The 18,857-nt window shown below is 74.1% G+C and carries 14 protein-coding genes; 4 read left to right on the plus strand and 10 right to left on the minus strand.

Annotated features, from left to right (window positions below; translation table 11 throughout):
• Positions 1 to 33: 33 nt before the first annotated feature.
• Together AB0K00_RS33555 and AB0K00_RS33560 are read left to right on the plus strand one after the other, a co-directional pair.
• A complete protein-coding gene (locus tag AB0K00_RS33555) occupies positions 34 to 2,796 on the plus strand; it encodes a hypothetical protein (RefSeq protein WP_363528694.1) in 2,763 nt (920 codons plus the stop codon).
• A 27-nt stretch (positions 2,797 to 2,823) separates the two neighbouring features.
• A complete protein-coding gene (locus AB0K00_RS33560) occupies positions 2,824 to 4,155 on the plus strand; it encodes a hypothetical protein (protein ID WP_363528697.1) in 1,332 nt (443 codons plus the stop codon).
• Positions 4,156 to 4,235: 80 nt separating this feature from the next.
• On the opposite strand, the gene AB0K00_RS33565 is transcribed toward AB0K00_RS33560, so the two are convergent.
• Entirely contained in the window at positions 4,236 to 5,834 is a 1,599-nt protein-coding gene (locus tag AB0K00_RS33565; protein ID WP_363528700.1) for an AMP-binding protein, read from the minus strand.
• Between the two features lie 74 nt (positions 5,835 to 5,908).
• Here AB0K00_RS33565 and AB0K00_RS33570 point away from each other — a divergent pair, with 74 nt between their 5' ends.
• A complete protein-coding gene (locus tag AB0K00_RS33570; protein ID WP_363528703.1) occupies positions 5,909 to 6,532 on the plus strand; it encodes a hypothetical protein in 624 nt (207 codons plus the stop codon).
• Between the two features lie 97 nt (positions 6,533 to 6,629).
• Here the strand turns inward: AB0K00_RS33570 and AB0K00_RS33575 are convergent, their stop codons facing one another.
• Genes AB0K00_RS33575 through AB0K00_RS33585 form a run of 3 tightly spaced genes read right to left on the minus strand, consistent with a single transcriptional unit; the run spans position 6,630 to position 8,142 of the window.
• The gene (locus AB0K00_RS33575; RefSeq protein ID WP_363528706.1) at positions 6,630 to 6,911 is read right to left on the minus strand and encodes a hypothetical protein; all 282 of its coding nucleotides are present in this window, start codon (positions 6,909 to 6,911) and stop codon (positions 6,630 to 6,632) included.
• Entirely contained in the window at positions 6,905 to 7,228 is a 324-nt protein-coding gene (locus AB0K00_RS33580) for a hypothetical protein (protein WP_363528709.1), read from the minus strand. The genes AB0K00_RS33575 and AB0K00_RS33580 overlap by 7 nt, the downstream gene beginning before the upstream one ends.
• Positions 7,229 to 7,272: 44 nt before the next feature.
• Positions 7,273 to 8,142 (minus strand): alpha/beta hydrolase, encoded by an 870-nt coding sequence (locus tag AB0K00_RS33585; RefSeq protein WP_363528712.1) that lies wholly within the window; start codon positions 8,140 to 8,142, stop codon positions 7,273 to 7,275.
• A 123-nt stretch (positions 8,143 to 8,265) separates the two neighbouring features.
• On the opposite strand from AB0K00_RS33585, the gene AB0K00_RS33590 reads away from it, so the two are divergent.
• Positions 8,266 to 9,177 (plus strand): RNA polymerase subunit sigma-70, encoded by a 912-nt coding sequence (locus tag AB0K00_RS33590; RefSeq protein WP_363528714.1) that lies wholly within the window; start codon positions 8,266 to 8,268, stop codon positions 9,175 to 9,177.
• Here the strand turns inward: AB0K00_RS33590 and AB0K00_RS33595 are convergent.
• The 6 genes from AB0K00_RS33595 to AB0K00_RS33620 all read right to left on the minus strand — a co-directional run bounded on the left by AB0K00_RS33595 (position 9,161) and on the right by AB0K00_RS33620 (position 18,831).
• Positions 9,161 to 10,471 carry a lanthionine synthetase LanC family protein gene (locus tag AB0K00_RS33595; RefSeq protein WP_363528717.1) on the minus strand — a complete coding sequence of 437 codons (1,311 nt, stop codon included), beginning with the start codon at positions 10,469 to 10,471 and terminating at the stop codon, positions 9,161 to 9,163. The two genes, AB0K00_RS33590 and AB0K00_RS33595, sit on opposite strands and share 17 nt — an antisense overlap.
• A 9-nt stretch (positions 10,472 to 10,480) precedes the next feature.
• On the minus strand, positions 10,481 to 13,237 hold the full coding sequence (locus AB0K00_RS33600) for an AAA family ATPase (protein WP_363528720.1): 2,757 nt from the start codon (positions 13,235 to 13,237) through the stop codon (positions 10,481 to 10,483).
• 96 nt (positions 13,238 to 13,333) lie between these two features.
• Entirely contained in the window at positions 13,334 to 16,096 is a 2,763-nt protein-coding gene (locus tag AB0K00_RS33605) for an AAA family ATPase (RefSeq protein ID WP_363528722.1), read from the minus strand.
• A gap of 96 nt (positions 16,097 to 16,192) precedes the next feature.
• Positions 16,193 to 16,990 (minus strand): alpha/beta hydrolase, encoded by a 798-nt coding sequence (locus tag AB0K00_RS33610; RefSeq protein ID WP_363528725.1) that lies wholly within the window; start codon positions 16,988 to 16,990, stop codon positions 16,193 to 16,195.
• Positions 16,991 to 17,079: 89 nt separating this feature from the next.
• Positions 17,080 to 17,889, minus strand: coding sequence for an alpha/beta hydrolase (locus tag AB0K00_RS33615; protein ID WP_363528727.1), 810 nt, complete (start codon positions 17,887 to 17,889; stop codon positions 17,080 to 17,082).
• A 162-nt stretch (positions 17,890 to 18,051) separates the two neighbouring features.
• The gene (locus tag AB0K00_RS33620; protein ID WP_363528729.1) at positions 18,052 to 18,831 is read right to left on the minus strand and encodes an MBL fold metallo-hydrolase; all 780 of its coding nucleotides are present in this window, start codon (positions 18,829 to 18,831) and stop codon (positions 18,052 to 18,054) included.
• Positions 18,832 to 18,857 lie beyond the last annotated feature (26 nt).

The following is an 18,857-nucleotide window of genomic DNA, read 5'->3' on the forward strand; positions in this document are numbered from 1 at the left end:
CACCCGGCGGACGACCCGACGAACGGATGACCAATGAGTGAGACCATGCGGTTCCGGATCGCCCGTGGCCCACAGCGAGCCAAGCCGGCACGGTCGGCGGTCCTGCGCCTGTTCGGCGACGACCTCGACCCGGACCGGTTGTTCTCCCGCCCCGGTGCCGAGCCGATCGACGGCGGCGACTACCCCGGGCACGCCGTCATCGCGGCCGCGAACGGCTGGATCGGCGACGGCTCGTGCTTCGCCCATCCCGACCGGTCACGGACACCGCATGAGCCGGAGCAACCGGCGAAGCCCCGCCCGTTCACCGCGGTGATCGACTTCGTGCGGCGGCTCGACGAGTGGATCGCCGCCCAGGGCGGCGACCTGGACCCCGACGGGCTCAGGAAGGCGGCGGTCAGGTTCGCGGCGCCGCTCGTCGACGACGACTGCGACGACGCCCAGGTGCTGCGCAGGCTCGTCACCGACGAGCGTTGGCGGTCCGCGTGGGAGTGCCTGGCCCGCAGCTTCTGCGCCGTCCTGGCGGCCGACACCGCCGACAGCGAGGAGGCCTCCCGATCCGCCGCCCGGCTGCAACGGCTCCTGCTCGTCGCCGGGCTCGTCGACGCGCTGGCGGACCCGGCCGCCGGGCCGCTCACCGGCACCGGCGTGCAGCGGCTGCTGCGGGACCGGGTGGTCGTGGTGCCCAGCCCGCCGTTCCCGATCGTCGACGTCGAGTCGCCCACGGCCCGCCGCCGGCGTCAGATCCTGCGCCGCGCGGGCTTCGACGACCTGTGGGTCGTCCGTGAGGAATGGGCCTGCTACCAGCCCAGCGAGATCGCCCACATCGAGAACGTGCTCAAGGGCGAGCGCCGGCAACGCGTCCACCGGCGGATCGACGAGACGGAGACGACGGAGACCACCGAGGTCGAGACCGTCCGCTCCGACCAGCGGGACACCCAGACCACCGACCGGCACGAGCTGACCGACGAGGCCAGCCGCGACACCGCGCTGGCGATCCGGGTGGACGCCCAGGTCGACACCGGCGGGCAGTACGGGCCCACCCGCGTCGAGACCCACGTGGGTGGCAGCCTGGACTGGTCCGTCGAGGAGTCGCGGCGCCATGCCGTCCAGGTGACGTCGGAGAGCATCGAGCGGACCGTCAGCCGCGTCGAGCAGCGCGTCCGGGAGGAACGCGTCCGGCGGTCGCTGACCCGGATCGAGGAGAAGAACCTCCACGAGATCGACAACAGCCACGCGCCGACCGGCGACGTCGTCGGCATGTACCGCTGGGTCGACAAGGTCAAGCGGCTGCAGCTGTTCCGGTACCCGAACCGGTACCTGATGGAGTTCCTGATCCCCGAACCCGCGGCCCTGATCCGCTGGATCGGCAAACAGGACACCGGGCCGGCGCCGAGCATCCCGGCACCCCCGCCGTTCACGACGGACGGCAAGCCGCTGCGCGCCGACGAGGGCAACCTGTTCACGATGTCGTCGTTCGGCGCCGGGGACTACGGGCGGTACGCGGCGCGGTGGCGGGCGCGGGTCGACCCGCCGCCGGAGGACACGACGTGGGTCACCGGTTCGGTTGCCGTGTCCGAGGACGAAGCGAGCCCCGCACCGGCCTCGGTGCCCACGCTCGCGTCCCCGCCCGTCGCCAGCAGCACCCTTGACCTCGTGATCCCGGACGGCTACCAGGCCACCGCGGTGAAGGTCGCCGCGGCGGGCGTGCCGGTCCACGCGGACTGGCTCGACCACCCCGAACAGTGGCAGGGCGACCCGGCGCAGGACGGCTGGGACGACCGCGACGGCTACCACATCATCCGGGCGGAGGTCACCGTCGCCGGCAACACCGTCGCGCTCTACCGCAACGACATCAAGACGGTGGAGCCGGCGCTGAACCAGCCGATGCCACAGTTCGTCGACGCCTGGCTGTCGCAGGAGTCCGCGGTCGTGAACCTGACCGGCGACATCGAACGTGAGGTGTCCGTCGGCGTCACGCTCGCCGGCGCGTACAAGGGAACGGTCTCGGTCGCCCTGCAGTGCGCACCGACCAGGAGCCTGCTGGAGCGGTGGCGGCTGGACACGTACGCGGCGCTGCTGGACGCCCACAGCAGCTGGCAGGCCCAGCATGACAACGAGGTCCGCTCGCTGCGGGCGCGGGCCGGCAGCGTCGTCATCGAAGGGTCCTCGCCGGCCCGCAACCAGGAGGTGATCCGGGAGGAGCTGAAACGACTCGTGATCGAGATGCTGCACGGGCACCGCTTCGCCGGGGTCACCGCCGTCGATCGGGTCCCGGACGGCACCGCCGCCCCGTTCGTCAACCTCGACCAGGCACTCGCGGCGGGGCCGGAGATCCAGTTCCTGGAACAGGTCTTCGAATGGGACAAGCTCACCTACGTGCTGTATCCGTACTACTGGGCGCCGGACGCTGAATGGCCGGCGCTGCAGCCGATCGAGGGCGCCGACGCCGACTACGCGCGGTTCCTGCGGTCCGGTGCCGCCCGGGTGGTGGTCGCCGCCCGGCCCGGCTACGCCAACGCCGTCAACCACTGGCTGTGGTTCGGCCGGCCGTGGGGAGGCGGCGCGGCGCCGGCGCCCGGGCAGGAGGCGTACCTCTCGATCGCGGACGAGATCCGCTCCCTGAACCAGGCACCCGACGACGGTGAGCCGCAGCAGAGCTGGGAGGTGCGCCTGCCGACGACGCTGATCTGGCTCGACCCGGACCCGTCGCTGCCGAAGTACAACGACGCCGTCCGGCTCGACGAGCCCACCGATCCTCAGGCCCGGCTGTGCCGGCCGGCCGGCGACGGGTCGTAGGTCGCCGTGGCCGACACCGCCGCCGTGTTGAGCGAGCCTGAGCGCCATCAGCTCATCGCCGAGGTCCGGCTGGCGTTCTCCTACCAGCGCACGTTCTGGGAGGCCGTCCGCAGCGGCGCCACGCTCGGCGCCGAGGAGGTCCAGGACCAGCGGCTCCTCGCCGCCGAGACGCCACCGGAGGCCAACCCGGCCCTCGACGTGTTCCTGTTCCTGCTGCTGTGGTCGGTGGAGGGTCCGCTCGGCGCGACGATCCTCGCCGGCCTGCAGCAGACGATTGTGGGCAGCCTGCAGCGGCACCTGCGACTGTCCGGCACCGCGTACCGCCGGCTGATCGAGGTCGAGATCGAGGCGGCGAACCCCGCGCTGCGGCAGGCCCGCCGGATCGCGGCCCAGCGGGCGGCGGAGGCGCGGGCGTCCGGCATCCTTCGACGGTCCGAACAGCTCACCTCCGCCGCACGACGGCAGCGGATCGAGGCCGCGCTCAACGCCGGCGAGGCGGCCCAGCAGGAGCTCGCGCAGGCCCTCCGGTCGCGCCAGGCGCCCGGGGCGTGGAGCGCGCAGGTGCTCGCCCGCAGGTCCGGCCTGCGGCAGACGGATCAGGCGCTGCGTGGCGTGCGCCAGCCGGACCTGCCCGAGTATCTCGCGTCGATGCTCAACGTCGCGCAGCAGAAGGAGATCCGGTTCCCGACGCCGCCGGGCCCGGCCGGGCAGTCGGACGGGGTCACCCTGCGGGCCCGGATCGAGAAGCACGCGCTGGAGCTGATCCAGGAGTCCCACCTCCTGCAGGAGTGCTACGAGCTCGGCATCGCCACCGACGCGAACCTGACCGCGGAGCGCGCCGCGGCGGTGTTCGTGGACATCGGCGCCCCGGTCCCGGTCGACGTGGGCACGGTCATCGACCGGTATCAGCTCCTCACGGCGGCGACGATCTGGGCGCAGCTGCTCGACGTCGCCGGGTACCGCGCCCGCCGGGTCGCGGAGGGTGACGCCCGGCGCCGCACGACGCAGCGCCTGCCCGGGGATCCTGTCCCGCCCGGCTATCGGGGCGCCCCGCTCATGATGACGGCTCCCGACCAGCACCGCCGGTATCTGCTGGCCCGGTTCGGCCCGGCGGCGGAGGCGTGGGCCCGGGCGAACCCCGCGCAGGTCTACCTTCCCGGCGGGATGAACCCGGGTCCTGCCACGGCGCAGGAGGTCGAGGGGTACCTCGCGGCCGGGCACGGCGACGCGCCCACCGGGCTCGGCGGCCTGCTGGGCACCGCGCACAACCCCGAGGTGTGGCGCGTCGACCTGGTCGTGCAGTGGCTCAGCGCCGTCGCGGAACAGCTGACCGTGCCCCTGTTGCGCCCACCGTCATGAGCCGCTCCGAACCCGTCGCGGCATGTTCCGGCGGCGCCCGGCGTCCGGCGTCCGCCTCCCGCCGAAGGCCCGGCCGTGGCTCAGGCGCGGAGGCGCTGGCGGAGCTGGGCCTTGGCGACCTTGCCGCCGGAGCCGCGGGGCAGGTCGGCCACGATCTCGAGGCGCTCCGGCCAGTTGTCGCGGGAGACCCCGCGCGCGTCGAGGTGCTTGCGCAGGTCGTCGAGGTCGAGGGTGGTGTCCTCGCGCAGCACCACGAACGCGCAGACCCGCTCGCCGAACGTCGGGTCCGGCGCCGCCACCGCGGCCACCATGGCGACCGCGGGGTGCGAGCCCACGTGGTCCTCGACGGCGGCGGCGCTGATGTTCTTGCCGCCGCGGATGATGAAGTCGGACTTGCGGTCCACGACCCGCAGGTAGCCGTCGGCGTCGATGACGCAGATGTCGCCGGTGAGCATCCAGCCGTCGGCGGTGAACAGCTTCTCGTTGGCGGCCGGGTCGGCGAAGTAGCCCAGGCACGTCGCGGGGCCCGCGCACGCGGCCTGGCCGGGGCCGCCGGCGGCGGTGACGTCGGTGCCGTCCTCGGCGAACAGCCGCACCCGCATCGCGTCGATGACCTTCCCGGCGGTGCGCAGCCGCTGGTCGACGGTGTCGGTGACCGAGGTCCGCGACAGCGCGCCGGTCTCGTTGGAGCCGAAGAACTGCAGCACCTTGGCGCCGGTGCGGCGCTCGAACTCGGCGGCCCGCTCGAACGGCACCGCCTCGCCGCCGGTGAACATGACCCGCAGCGACGACAGGTCCACCTCCTCGGCGACCGGCGAGTTGAGCATCATGATGAACTGGGTGCTGACGCAGCAGACCACGGTGACCCGTTCGCGTTCGATGAGGCGCAGCGCCTCGTCGGCGTTGAAGCGGGGCATGACGACCGTCGGGGCACCCAGCAGCGTCGGGGTGAAGTTCGCGGTCCACTGCGCGAAGCCGTAGGGCGCGGGGATCAGCGTCAGGAACACGTCGTCGGTGCGCAGGTCGCCGCACTCGACGGCGAGCTCGTGGTAGTAGAACCACCGGTCCTGGTTGTGCACCACGCACTTGGGCATGCCGGTGGTGCCGGACGTCGAGTTCAGCAGGTGGATCTCGTCACGGCGCAACTCGTGCGGCGACCTCGGCGCGACCACACCGTCCTCGAGTCGCTGGATTTCGAGGTGTACGGCGATGCCGAGCCCCTCGACGAGGGCGCTGACGGGCTCGCCACGGTGCTGGGACTGGCTGACGAGCGCGGTGGCGCCGCCGACGGTCAGCAGGTGCCGGACCTCCAGGCGGGCGGCCCGCGGCCCGATCGCGACGACGACCATGCCGGCCTTCATCGCGGCGAGGTACACGACGTGCACCTCGACGCCGTCGGGCAGCAGCACGCCGACGCGGGCGCCGCGGGCAAGCCCGGCGTCGGCGAGCCGCCGCGCGAACGCGGTGGACCGGGCGTCGAACTGCGCCCAGGTGAGCCGGTCCTCGCCGGCGACGAACGCGATGCCGTCCGGCTGCGCCGCGGCGTGCCGGCGGACCGTGTCGGGCAGCGTCTCGCCGTCCCGCACGCCGGCGAGCCGGTCGGCGACATAGCGCTCGTGGACGCTGCCGGGCGCCGGCGCGGCGCCGGCTGGGAACACGTCGTGCACGAATACCCCCAAGACTCTACCAAACAAGCGCTTGGTTGTGTCATTCTGTTCCCGGCCCTTCGAGCATGTCAAGGTAGGGAGCGCGCGTGCCGGACCTCTGGACAGCCCCCGCCGGCACCCCGGCGGACCTCACCGTCCTGCCACTGCTGCCGATCCCGGCGGGCGCCCACGTGGAGCAGCTCATCTGGCACGGCGACCCGGCCGGCGCAGGGACCGCCCCGCTGCGGCTGGTCTCGTTCGACGGCGGCCCCAGCGGCCGGGTGGTGACCCTGCGGCTGCTGCGCGGCGAGCGGCTGGTCGCCGACCTCCGCGTCCGCCACGGCGCCCCCCGCGACGAGTCACCACACCGGCTGCTGCGCACCGACCTCGCCCCCGGCGTCTCCTGCACCCGCGCCTTCACGGTCACCGCCGGCCAGACGACCGACCACGTCCCGGACGCCGAGCCGGTGCTGAGCACCCCGGCGCTGATCGCCTGCCTCGAGGACACCGCCGCCGACGCGCTGCGCCCGCACTTCGCCCCGGCGACCGCGTCGCTGGGCACCTGGATCGGCGTGCGGCACACCGGCCCGGCCCGCATCGGCGAGCAGTTCCTGGTGACCGCCGTCATCGCCGACATCCGCGGCCGTCGCTACCTCTTCGACGTGCACGCCACCGTCGACGGCCGCCGCATCGGCGACGGCCAGGTCGCCCAGACCCTCATCGGCCACTGACCCGACCCCGCCCGCCGATCACCGCGCGGCGCACCCACGTCCCACCGGCGACCCGCACTGACCGGAGCACGATCCGGGCGCGGCTACCAGCGCCAGGTCAGCAGAACCAGCCGTCCTGGACCCAGCCGCGGCGGTTGATGTGGCCGTAGGCGAAGCCGTAGATGTAACCGCCGCTGCGGGGGCCTTCCACGAGGAACGTCTGCCCCTTGGACAGCGTGCCCATCCAGGCGCCGTTGGGCTGGGTGCGGACGAACAGGTCGGTGGCGCACACGGTCTCCCGCACACCGATCCTGCCGTCCGCCGCATACGCGGTCGCCGGCACGGCCACCAGCGCGGCGGCTGCGGCGGCCACGACGGCGACCTGCCGGAGCATCACCATGAGTCGTAACCGCCGATGCACTCGATGCGGACGTAGCCCCAGTCGTTCGGGCCGAAGTCGAACGTCGCCGCCCAGCCGTTGTAGACCGGGTGGGCGCCCGGCGTGTGACCGATCTTGTTGCCGGCGCCGAGGACCCGTTTGAGGCCGTACGGTCCGGCGGCGGAGTCGTAGTTCGCGTAGAAACTCGCGCTCTGGCACGTGACGACGGCGTGCCGGGGCACGACCGGGTCGGCGAGGGCGGCGGTCGCCGGCAGCACCGCGAAGGCGGCGCCGGCCGCGAGCGTGGCAGTCGCCGCACGCCATCGGACAGGACGCATACGAAACCCCCGACTCGAACCCCACCGAATCCGCACATTGACGCCTATGAGCGCCTAGCGTACCAGGCGGCGAACGATCGGATGGCCTGGTCGGCGGCGTCGGTGGTGCCGGCGGCCATCTGGAACGTGTGCAGCTGCCCCTCGAACACCTCCAGGTCCGACTCGACGCCCGTCTTGCCGGCGATGGCGTGCAGGGCGCGGCTGTCGTCGAGCAGCGCCTCGTCCCCGCCCACCTGGATCTTCATCGGCGGCAGGCCGGTCAGGTCGGCCTGCAGCAGGTCGATGCCGGGGTCCGTGGCGCTCGCCGGTCCGAGGAACCCCGCCGCGAGGCCGTCCACAATCTCCTTGGCGAAGAACGGGTCGGTCGCGGCGTTCGTCCGGTAGCTCGCTCCGCTCTGGGTCAGGTCCACCAACGGCGAGATGAGCAGCAGCGCGGCCGGCAGGGGCAGGCCCCGGTCGCGGGCGCGCACGGCCAGCGACACCGCGAGCCACGCACCGCAGGAGTCACCGGCCAGCACGAGCCGGGCCGGGTCGGTTCCCTGCTCGAGCAGCCACGTGTACGCACGGGTGACCTGGTCCAGCTGCTCCGGGTGCACGTGTTCGGGGGCGTACGAATAGGTCACCAGCAGCGCCCGGGTGCCGGTCGCGGCCGCCAGGTGGCCGGCCAGCTTGCGGTGCGTCCAGACGCTGCCGCTGACGAACCCGCCGCCGTGGATGTACATCATGACCGCCCCGTCGGCCGTCTCGCGCGGCTCCACCCACAGCGCCGGCGCACCGCCCGCGTCGGTCTCCCGGTGCTCGACCCCGGCCGGCTCCGCCGTCAGTGACTCCCACGGCTCCGCCGCGTCGGGCACGCCCTGCCACTGCAGCCGGGACAGGGCCCAGTGCCGACGGACCGGATCGTCCTCACGCATCGCGTTCCTCCCATCACCTGCGTCGCCCGCTGCGGCGCTGGTACGGTACTGACCGTCGCCCGGCCCGAAAGGCATCGGTCCCACCGGCGATTCCTTTCGCAGCCGGCCAGGGTCTACATGGACATGACGACCGCCCACCGCACCGCCACGCTGACCGACCAGTTCGAGCGCGAACGCCGCGGCCTGCTCGCGCACAGCTACCGCATGCTCGGCTCGTGGGACGAGGCCGAGGACGCCGTCCAGGAGGCGTATCTGCGGGCGTTCCGGGCCTGGCCGGCGTTCGAGGAACGCTCGTCGGTGCGGGTGTGGCTCTACCGGATCGTCACCAACGCCTGCCTGACCGCGCTGACCGGCCGGAGCCGGCGGGCGCTGCCGTCGGGGCTCGCGACGGACCCTGCGGAGTCCGGGCCGTGGATCCAGCCGATCCCGACGGCGCTCGTCGCCGCGGACCCGGCGACCGAGGTCGTGGCCCGCGAAGGGGTGCGGCTCGCGTTCGTCGCAGGGCTGCAGTTCCTGCCCGCCCGGCAGCGGGCCGTGCTGCTGCTGCGGGAGGTCCTCGCGTTCCCGGCCGCCGACGTGGCCCGGATGCTGGACATCAGCGTGCCGGCGGTCAAGAGCGCTCTGCAGCGTGCCCGGGCCCGGCTGGCCGAGGTGGCGCCGTCACCGGAGCGGATCACCGAGCCGTCCGACCCGCGCACCCGGGAGTTGCTCGACCTGTACATGGCGGCCTGGGAGAACGCCGATCCGGCCGCGTTCGAACGGGTGCTGCGCACCGACGCGGTGCTCGAGCTGCTGCCGTCCGGCGTCCGGGCCGACGGCAACGCCGCGTGCATCGCCGTCGCCGCGCCGTCGATGGACACCCCGGGCGCGTGGCGGATGGAGCCGACCAGCGCCAACGGCCAACCCGCCGCGCTGGTGTGGTGGCACGGCGAACCCGCCGGCGTCGCCGTGCTGACCCCGGCGGTGGACGGGATCGCGGTCGTCTCCGTCTTCGCCGACCCGGACCTGGTGGCCCGCTTCACCGCCGCCCGGTGACGCGCCGGTCGGCGGGCACGGCCCACCACTGGTCCGGACGGTCGACGACGGCGGCGGCCAGGCCCTCGTCCTCGACGCGGGCGAGGCGCAGCAGGAACGCCGCGATGCCGGCGGAGCCCTGCATCCAGCTGGTGCCGGGCGGCAGCAGCGGCGGGTCCTGGCGGTGCTCGACGAACCGCCAGCAGGCGCCGGTCTCGTCGCGGATCGCGCGGTCGGCGAGGGCGTCGGCCATCGCCCGTGCGCCGTCAAGGTACGGCGCCGGGTCGGGGGCGTCCTGGGCGGCGTCGAGGAGGATGTCGCCGACGCCCGCGGTGCCGCAGCAGCGGCCGTCGTTGTCCCAGAAGCCCGGGCGCAGCCGGGCCGGGAGGCCGGAGGTGAGGACCGAGTGCAGACAGCGGTGGCGCAGCTCGCCGACCGGGTGACCGCCGACCTCCTGCACCCCGGCGAGGGCGAGGGCGGGGAACAGCTGCGAGGTCCCCGCCGGTCCGTGGCACCAGTTGTACGTGACCGGCTCGACCTCGCGCTGCGACGGCGGCGACGTGTGCGGCACGACGAACCCGTCGCCGGACAGGTCGGCCACGGCGAGGAGGTGGTCGGCGCCGCGGCGCGCGGCCTCGACGAAGTCCGCGCGGTCCAGCGCCCGCCCGGCGACCGCGAGGGCGGCCGCCACCCCGGCGGTGCCGTGCGAGAAGTTCGGGGTGCTGGAGCGGTGGCCGGGCCACATCCGCCAGTCCAGGCCAGCTTCCGTCGGCTCGGCGACGGCCAGCAGCGCCTCGCCGCCGGTCGTCATGATCTCCTCGGCCCGGTCGCCGCCGGCCCACACCGCGGCGTGCACGACCCCGGCGCTGCCCATGACCACGTCGGTCGACGGCTCGCGGCTGTCGGACCGCATCGTGGTCGGCCATCCGGCGGGGGTACGCAGCTCCGCGAGGCGCTCCAGCGCAACGCCTTCGCGTCCCGGCGCGAGCAGCCGGAGCGCGGTGACGTCTCCGGCCAGGCCGTCGTAGAGCGAGGGCTCGACGCGCGTCCCGGCCTGCGCCGCCAGCCGCTCGACGATCCCGTCGGCGAGCGCCGTCTCCGCCGCGGTCAGTGGGCGGTGCCGGCGGAGCTCGGCGAGGACCGGCGCGAGACCGGCGACACCGTCGTAGAAGCAGTCGCGGGCGCTCGCCGGTTTCGGTTCGCCGTCGGTGACCCGCTCGGTCAGCCACGGGCCGCCCTCGTCGTGGTGCACGTGGCCGAGCGTCCACGCCCAGGCCGCCTCCCCCAGCTCCCGGTACGTCGCAGCGTTGCCCATCCCGCCACGCTATCGCGGCGGGTGCTGCGCCAACGCGTCGAGTGCCGCGCGCAGCTGGGACCGGCCGGTGACGCCGAGTTTCGGATAGACGCGGTACAGGTGGGAGCTGACCGTGCGGTGCGACACGAACAGCCGCTGCCCGATCTCGCGGTTGCTGAGCCCGGCCGCGGCCAGCATCGCCGTCTGCAGCTCCTGCGCCGTCAACTGCTCACGTGACGGCAACGCCCGGCCCGCGCTCTCCTCACCGGCCGCCCGCAACTCCTCCCGCGCCAGCCGCCCCCACGCCGCGGCACCGAGCACATCGAAACCGTCCCGAGCCGACCGCAATGGCACCCGCGACTCCAGGATCCGCTTGCGCCGCCGCAACCACGCCCCGTACGCGAGATCCAGCCGCGCCCGATGCACCGGCCACACGCTCAGGTCCATCGCCAGGGCATCCTCGAACGCCGGGCCGGCATCGTCCTCCGGGGCCAGCACGGCGTTGGCGTAGGCGAGCGAACGGTGCAGCATCGGGGACGGAAACCGGGACGCGCGCCGCGTGGCCCGCCCGATGATGGCTTCCACGGCGTCCTGGCGGCCCGATCGGACCGCGGCGTCGGCAAGGTCCGGCAGCGCCCATCCCGACATGTCGAGGTGAAACCTCGCATCGTCCGGGTCGAAGACCCGGCTGAGCGTGTCGAGCGCCTCGTCGTGCCGGCCGGCGGCGTTCGCCGCGACGCCGCGGGCGTGCTGGGCGGCCGCCGCGGCGAACCGCACACCCACGACGAGCGGGCTGGCCAGCACGGCGTCGGCGAGCTGGAAGGCGGCACCGCTGTTGCCGCACATCGCCTGGTGCAGCGCCTGGCTGGCCCGGGCCGCGACGACCCAGAAGTGGTCGCCGGTCTCCTCCGCGAGGGTTTCCGCCTCCTGCAGGTCCGCCCGGACCGCCGGCCACCTGCCCAGCCAGAGCCGGATGAAGCCGGTGGATGACAGGCTGCGGGCCAGCAGCGCCGCCCGGCCCTGCGACCGGTACCCCGCGGCCGCGGTGCCCAGGAACGACGACGCGGTGACGAAGTCGCCGAGGACCAGCGCCGCCCCGCCGAGCAAACACATGCCGTCGATGTCGGTGCGGTCCGGGACGAGCGACGGCAGCTGCCGCAGGACCCCGGCGCCGAGCACGTCCGGCTGGGCGTAGGCGGCGATGGCAAGGGTCCTGGGGTCGCTCGCGGCGAGGCCGAGCTTGTCGAGGACGGCGGTGATCCGCCCGCCGATGTCCGACGGCAGGCTCGCCCACCAGCAGCGCGAGGCGGCCCGCCAGCACAGCGCGGCCGCGAGGTCCGTGTCCCCGGCCGCGTGCGCCGCCACGGCGAGGTCGCACAGCGCGTCGATGCGGCCGGTGTCGCGCACGTCGCCGGGCTCGACGACGTCGCTGACCAGCGCCAGCCGGCCCCGGTCGGCGGCGTCGCCCTGCGCGGGGTCGGCCTTGCCGACCAGATGCACCGCGGTGTCACGGTCGTGCAGTTGCGCGGCGATCTCCGCGGCCCGCAGCAGCAACGACGACCGTCGCGCCGCGGCGCCGGTGAGCTCCGCGGCGCGGTCCAGGTCGGTGATGGCCACGCCCGGCGCGCCGCGTTCCAGCGCGCGCCCGGCGGCCGCCTCCAGGTCTGCGCTGACGTCCTCGTCCGGTCCGAGCGTCGCGGCGCTGCGGTGCCACGCCCGCCGGTCCGGGTCACCGGCGAACGCGTCGGCCAGGACTGCGTGGATCGTCAGCCGGGCGAAGTCATCGACGCGGCGGTACACGGCCGAACGCACCAGCGGGTGCCGGAACCGCAGTCGGCGCGAGTAGATCTCCAGCAGCCCGGCGTCGATCGCCGGCTGAACGCTGTCAGCGGCGACCGCGGCCCCGGTCAGCGTCCCGGCGGCGGCAAGCAACACCGGTAACGCGCAACTGGTGTCGGCGGAGAACGCGGCGACCACCGCACGGGTCGCCGCGGGCAGCTGCGCGAACCGGTCCGCGAACGCGCTCTCCAGGCGTTCGTTGAGCGGCAGCGACTCGGCCAGGTCGTCGGGGGTGCCGGCCGCGACGCACCAGGGCAGCTCGACGAGAGCGAGGGGGTTGCCCGCCGCCTCGGCCAGGATTCGCTCGCGCAGCCCCGCCGGGAGGTCCGGAGCGCAGTCGTGCAGCACCCGCCGCGCGGCGTCGTCGCCGAGCTCGCCGAGGTGCAGCTGGCCGATGCCGGTCCCGGCGAGCACGTGCGGATACTGGGCGCGGGCAGCCATGACCGCGGCGATCGGCTCGACGGTGATCCGCCGCGCGACGAAGACGAGCACGTCGAGGGTCTCCGGGTCCAGCCAGTGCGCGTCCTCGGCCAGGATCAGCAGTGGGGTGCCGGCGGCCCGGTCGCCGAGCAGCTCCAGCACCGCGAGCCCGATGGTGAACAGGTCGGGTCGGGCGCCCTGTCGGCCGAACGCGCTACGCAGGGTCTGCTCCAGGTGCGGGGTGAGTGACCGCAGGTTGTCCAGCAGCGGGGCCAGGAGCTGGTGCAGCCCGGCGAACGGCAGCGCCGACTCCGCCTCCGCGCCGTTGGTGGCCAGCACCGCCATCCCGGCCTCGGTGGCGTACCGGCGGGCGGCGGTGAGCAGCACGGTCTTGCCGATCCCGGCGTGGCCCCGCACGACGAGTGCCGCACCGCGGTTGGCCCGCGCGTCGAGCAGCAGGCGCTCGATGGCGGCCAGTTCGCCGTCCCTGCCGTGGATCACCTGCTGGCTGACGCCCGGCTCCAGCATGGACGCGACGACCTCCTTCAGCGGCGACGGTGATGCTTCGCCCCCGCAGCCTCCGTCCGGGGTGCCGGGCTTTGGACCACGTGGTGCTCGTAGTCCTCAGGACGCGTCGCCATGGGCCGTGTCTCCGAAGCGGGCCGCGAGCTGCCGGCGGGAGGTGATGGCGAGCTTCTGGAAGACCTTGCGCAGGTGGTAGTCGACGGTGTTGGCGCTGATGAACAGCATGGCGCCGACCTCCGCGTTGGTGTTGCCGGTCGCGGCGAGCCGGGCAACGGCCATCTCCTGCGGGGTCAGACCGTGTCCCGCCCCGGCCGGGCCGGCCGGCCGTTCGCCGGTGGCCTCCAGCTCACCGCGGGCGCGCTGTGCGAACGCGGGTGCGTCGCCGTCGTCGAAGAGCACCAACGCCCGCCGCAGCTGCTCGCGGGCGTCCTTGCGCCGCCGCATCCGGCGCAGCCACTCGCCGTAGAGCAGGTGGGCCCGGCCCAGCTCGATCGCCAGGACCGTCGGCGCGAACGTGGCGATCGCCGCGGTGTAGTGGGCCTCGGCCAGCTCGTCGGCGGACACGAGGGCCCGGGAACGGTGGGCCACGCCACGCGCCCAGGCGGCGCCGCTGGCCGACGCGAACGCCTCCAGTCTCGTCGCGAACGCCTCGGCCTGCGCGACCTGCCCCGCCCGTGCGGCCGCCTCGACGAAGTCCGGGTAGTCCAGCGGTGTCGCCTGCAGGAACGGCTCGTCGACGAGCGGCTTGAGCCGCACGTACGCGGCGCGGTAGTGCCCGGCGGCGAGGTCCTGGGCCGCGAGGGCGCCGACCCCGGACGCGTACACCGCGCCGAAGCCGGTGGCCCGGGCCTGTTCGATGATCGCCTCGACCTGCGAGCGCGGGTGGCCCGACCAGGTCAGCAGCGCGACGTTGACGATGCTGCCGGCGTCGTTGCCCATCGCCCGGCGCAGCTCGCGGGCCTGATCGGCGTGCCGCTGCGCCGCCCGCGGCGTCTCGGTACGCAAGGCGCTCAGCGACCGCAGCCACAGGATCGAGTCGAGCAGGTAGACCGAGCCCAGGTCCCGCGCGGCCGCCTCGGTGCGCTGCAGGCAGCGGCGCATCGCCGTCTCGTCCCACAGGGCGGCCGTCACCGCCACCCCGATCGGACCGAACCGCAGCAGGTCGGCCGGACCGGTCCCGTCGAGGGCCGCGACGGCGGCGCGCAGCGCGGGCACAGCCTCCGGGTAGGGCCGCAGCACGTACGTGCCCAGCGCCCGCAGGATCGTGCCGGCCACGCCGTCCCGCAGCGCGGCACCGGCCATCAGACGGTGGCCCAGCTCGGTCAGCGGCACCGCCGTGCCCAGCCGGTCGACGGTGACCGCGTGCCCGAACGCCTTGATCAACGCGTGCTGCTCCGCCGCCGGGTCCAGCCCATGGAACGCGCCGGCCGCTGCGATCATGTCCGCCGGGCTGCGCAGGACGGTGGGGTCCGCGGTGAGGAAGGCGTGGTTGACCCGGACCGTGATCAGCCGGCCACGGCCGGCCGGGTCCAGTGTCGCCTCGTCGACCTCACCCATCAGGCTGTCGGCGAGGCCGGCGGCGCCGGCGGTCATCGCCGCCTCGGCCGCCATGACGAGCCGGCCGTCCTTGACCGGCCCCGGCGGGGTCAGCCCGGACGCCTGCGTCAGCAGGCTGGCCCGCGATCTGAACCCGCCGCGCTGCCCTGCCCGGTTGGCGACCGCTTCGAGCCGGTCGGCCACGTCGGCGTCCGGGCCGACGGTCGCTTTCGCGGCGTGCCAGGCGGCGAGTTCGGCCAGCGCCAGGCCGTCCGCGGCGGCCGACAGCGCCTGATGGGTCCGGCGGCGTTCGGGGCCGGTGGCCCCGGCATAGGTCGCCGACCGCACCAACGGGTGCCGGAACCGCACGGTGGCGCCGAGCTCCACCAGGCCGGCCGCGTCCGGTTCGTCGCCGGCGACGTGCGCGAGTCCGAGCCGGGCGGCGGCGGCCCGGATCAGTGCCACGTCGCCGGTCGGGTCGGCGGCGGCGAGCAGCAGCCACCGTTGCAGGTCGGCTGCCGCGCGGCGGACCTGCCGCAGGTAGAACGCCTCCAGCCGGCGGCCGACCGGGACCGGTTCGTCGAAGACGCCGGTCCCGGTGAGTTCCCGGACGGTCAGCTCGTTCGCCAGGTCGACCAGCGCGAGGGGGTTCCCGCCGGTCGCCTCCACGATCCGTGCGGCGGTCACCGGATCGACGGGCGTGCCCAGCACGGATGCCAGCAGCCGCGCCGCGGGTTCGGCGGGCAGGCCGGTCAGCCGCAGCGATCCCACGCCGGCCAACCGGCCGGTCACGGCCGGGTCGTCGCGGGCCGCGAGGAGCAGCGCGACGGACTCGGCCTCCAGGCGCCGCGCCACCACGGCGAGGGCGTCCAACGACTCAGCGTCGAGCAGGTGGGCGTCGTCGACGGCGCAGACGACGGGCTGCACCGACCCGGCGGCGGCGAGCAGGCCCAGGACGCCGAGCCCGACGAGGAACCGGTCGGGCGGCGGTCCGTCCTCGCCGCACGCGACGCTCAATGCGGTCTGCTGCCGTCGCGGCAGGGTCCCGACGTGCTCACGCAGCGCGATCACCAGGCGGTGGACCGCGGCGAACGGCATCGTCGACTCCGCCTCGTAGCCGTTCAGGCGCAGGACCTGGAACCCGATCGGACCGGCGACGGCGGCCTCCATGAGGGCGGTCTTGCCGATGCCCGCGTCGCCGGTGACGAGCAGTGCCGCGCCGCGCCGGTCGCGGGCCGACCGCAGCAGCGCGGCGACCAGCTGCTGCTCGGTGTCCCGGCCGACGAGCGGACCCGCGGCGGGCCCGGGCGGGACCACGTCAGTCACCACGTGCGACGGCGGCGTGCACCACGTGGTGCACGCCGCTCACCGCCTGCTCCCCCTGCATCAGCGCATCATGCCATCGGGGCCCTCACCCGGTCGTCATCTGGCGTGGCGCAGGGCCCAGTCCAGGGCATGGTCGGCGATGTCCTGCCAGCCGGCCTGCGCGGGCAGCAGATGTGCGTAGCCTTCGTACTCCTTGATCTCGGTGATGAGACCGTCGGCCTTGTAATGCTTGGCGTTGGAACGCTGGACGCTCGGCGGCATGATGTGATCGACCGAGCCGGAGATGAACAGCAGCGGGACCCGGGCCGCATTGTGGTAGTTGACGGCGATGTCCTGCGGACCGGGGATGAAGTTCGCCAGGACGCTGTCCCACAGGATGCCGCCGGACGCCGGGATGGCGTAGCGCTCGTACAGCCGCTTCGACTCCTCGGGGGTGAACGTGTTGGTGAACGCGTACGTCCACTGCTCCAGGGTCAGCGGGACCGCCCGGTGCCGGTTCGCCGGGCTCTTCAGCACCGGGAACGTGGAGCGGATCTGCGACAGCGGCGTCACCTTCACGCCCTCGGTCGGCGCGGAGTTCAGCGCGACGGCCGACGCACCCAGGCCGCGGTCGATGAGGACCTGGGTGAACGCGCCGCCGGCGGAGTGGCCCATGATGATCGGCGGGGTGGGCAGGGCTTTGACGACGCCGATGAGGTGGTCGATGACCTCGTGGGCGGTGAGCTTCTCGATGACGGACGGGTCGGCGTTGAGTGCCTCGACCTCGACCTCGAAACCGGGGTAGGCGGGCGCGACGACCCGGAAGCCCTTCTGCTCGTAGTGCGTGATCCAGTCCTCCCAGCTGCGCGGGGTGACCCAGAAGCCGTGGACGAGGACGATCGTGTCGGGTGCCATGTGTCTCAGCCCTTCAGGAGTTCGAGGAGGTCCGCACCCAGCCGGTCCTGGTGGGTGCCGGTGGTGGTGCCGTACAGGACGCGGCCGTCTCAGCGGGCGGCGTGCTTGATGACGTCGGCGGTGACCCGCGGCTGCGAGATCATCGCGACGTGCGACGCGTTGACCTCGGTGACCCGGGCACCGGCCCGCTGGGCCATGAACCGCTGCGCGGCGGCGGGGATCAGGTTGTCGTTGCGCGCCACCAGGTACCAGGAGGGAACGGTCTTCCAGGCCGGCGCGCCGGAGGGCTCCCGCAGGGTGTGCACGTCGCCAGGCCGCTGCGTCGCGGCCATCAGGTCGGTGGTCGAGCGGGGCAGGTCCCCGGCGAACACGTCACGGAACACGTCGGTCTTGACGTAGCCGTCGACGCTGCCGACGCCGTCGGCGGTCGGGTAGGGCCGGAAGTCCAGCGCGGCCTCGCCGAGCTTGCTGCCCGGGTACTTCAGCTGCAGCCCCTGCAGCGTCTCGCCCTGGTCGGGCGCGAACGCCGCCACATAGACGAGTGCCTGGACGTTCGGGTTGCCCAGCGCCGCGTTCGTGATGACCATCCCGCCGTAGGAGTGGGCGACGAGGACCAGCGGGCCGGGCACTGTGGCCAGGATGCTCGCCAGGTACGCCGAGTCCGCGGAGACACTGCGCAGCGGGTTGGCCGGGGCGAGCACCGGGTAGCCGTCGCGCTGCAGGATGCGGGCGACGTCGTTCCAGCCGGACGCGTCGGCGAACGCGCCGTGCACGAGCACCACGGTCGGTTTCGTCCTGACCGGCGGGCGGGTCTGCGCCTCGGCCGCCGGTGCCCCGACGAGGGCTCCGGTGGCCAGCGCCGCGGATGCGGTGATGAGTGTCCGGCGGGTGGTCGGCATGATGTGGTTCCCCTCAGCGTCGCTTGGTGTTGGCCACCACGCTGCGGGAACGAGCACCGCGGATGCATCAGTAGGTTGACGGTCGTGCCGAGTTACGTATCGCTGAGGTGCCGCCCGGCCCATTCGCTCCCCGTAGTCGGCCGGCACCGCGATCGAGCGGGACTACACCGTGCCGGCGGGGCGCAGCGGGAGCCAGTGCAGGCGCTCGCCGAGGGAGTCGGGGGCGGCGGCGAATGCGCGCTCGACCGCGTCGCGACCCTGGCTGAAGTGCGACCAGCCCTCGTAGTGCACGGGGATGATGGTGCGCGGCTGGACCAGCGTGCACAGCTGCACGGCCTCGTCGGCGGTGAGGCTGTAGTGCAGGGGTCCGGTGAGCGGGAACCGGACCGCGCCGAGGTGCAGCACCATCGTGTCGACGGTCATGCGCTGCGGCACCTGCCGCACGCCGTGGAAGAGGACCGTGTCGCCGGTGATCCACAGGACGCCGTGCTCCTGGCCCGGCCACCGCAGCGCGAACCCGACGACCGGTCCGGCGATCGGCCGGCTCAGCGGCGGCCCGTGCCGGCACGGGGTGGCGGTGACCGTGATCCGCGGCCGGTCGGGGGCGTCCAGGACGGTCTCGTCCCAGGGGCGCAGGCCGCGCGCCTCGCGCGTGGTGCGGCCGAGCCGGCGGGCCCCGGCCCGGGTGGTGACGACGACCGGCGCCCCGCCGAGCAGGGCGCGGCCGCGGTCGTCGAGGTTGTCGGCGTGGTGCTCGTGGCTCAGCAGCACCACGTCGACCGGACCGAGCTCGTCCGGTCCGACGGTGGGGCCGGACCGCTTGCGGGAGCTGGTGCCCCAGCCGAAGGAGTACCGGCGGCCCGGCGGGTCGAAGGTCGGGTCGGTGAGGATGCGCCAGCCGGCCACCTCGATGAGGACCGTCGGGCCCCCGATGTGCGTCACGCGTACGTCCTTCAACGGCGTCGTCC

This window comes from Dactylosporangium sp. NPDC049525 (genome assembly GCF_040676755.1).
Taxonomy (GTDB): domain Bacteria; phylum Actinomycetota; class Actinomycetes; order Mycobacteriales; family Micromonosporaceae; genus Dactylosporangium.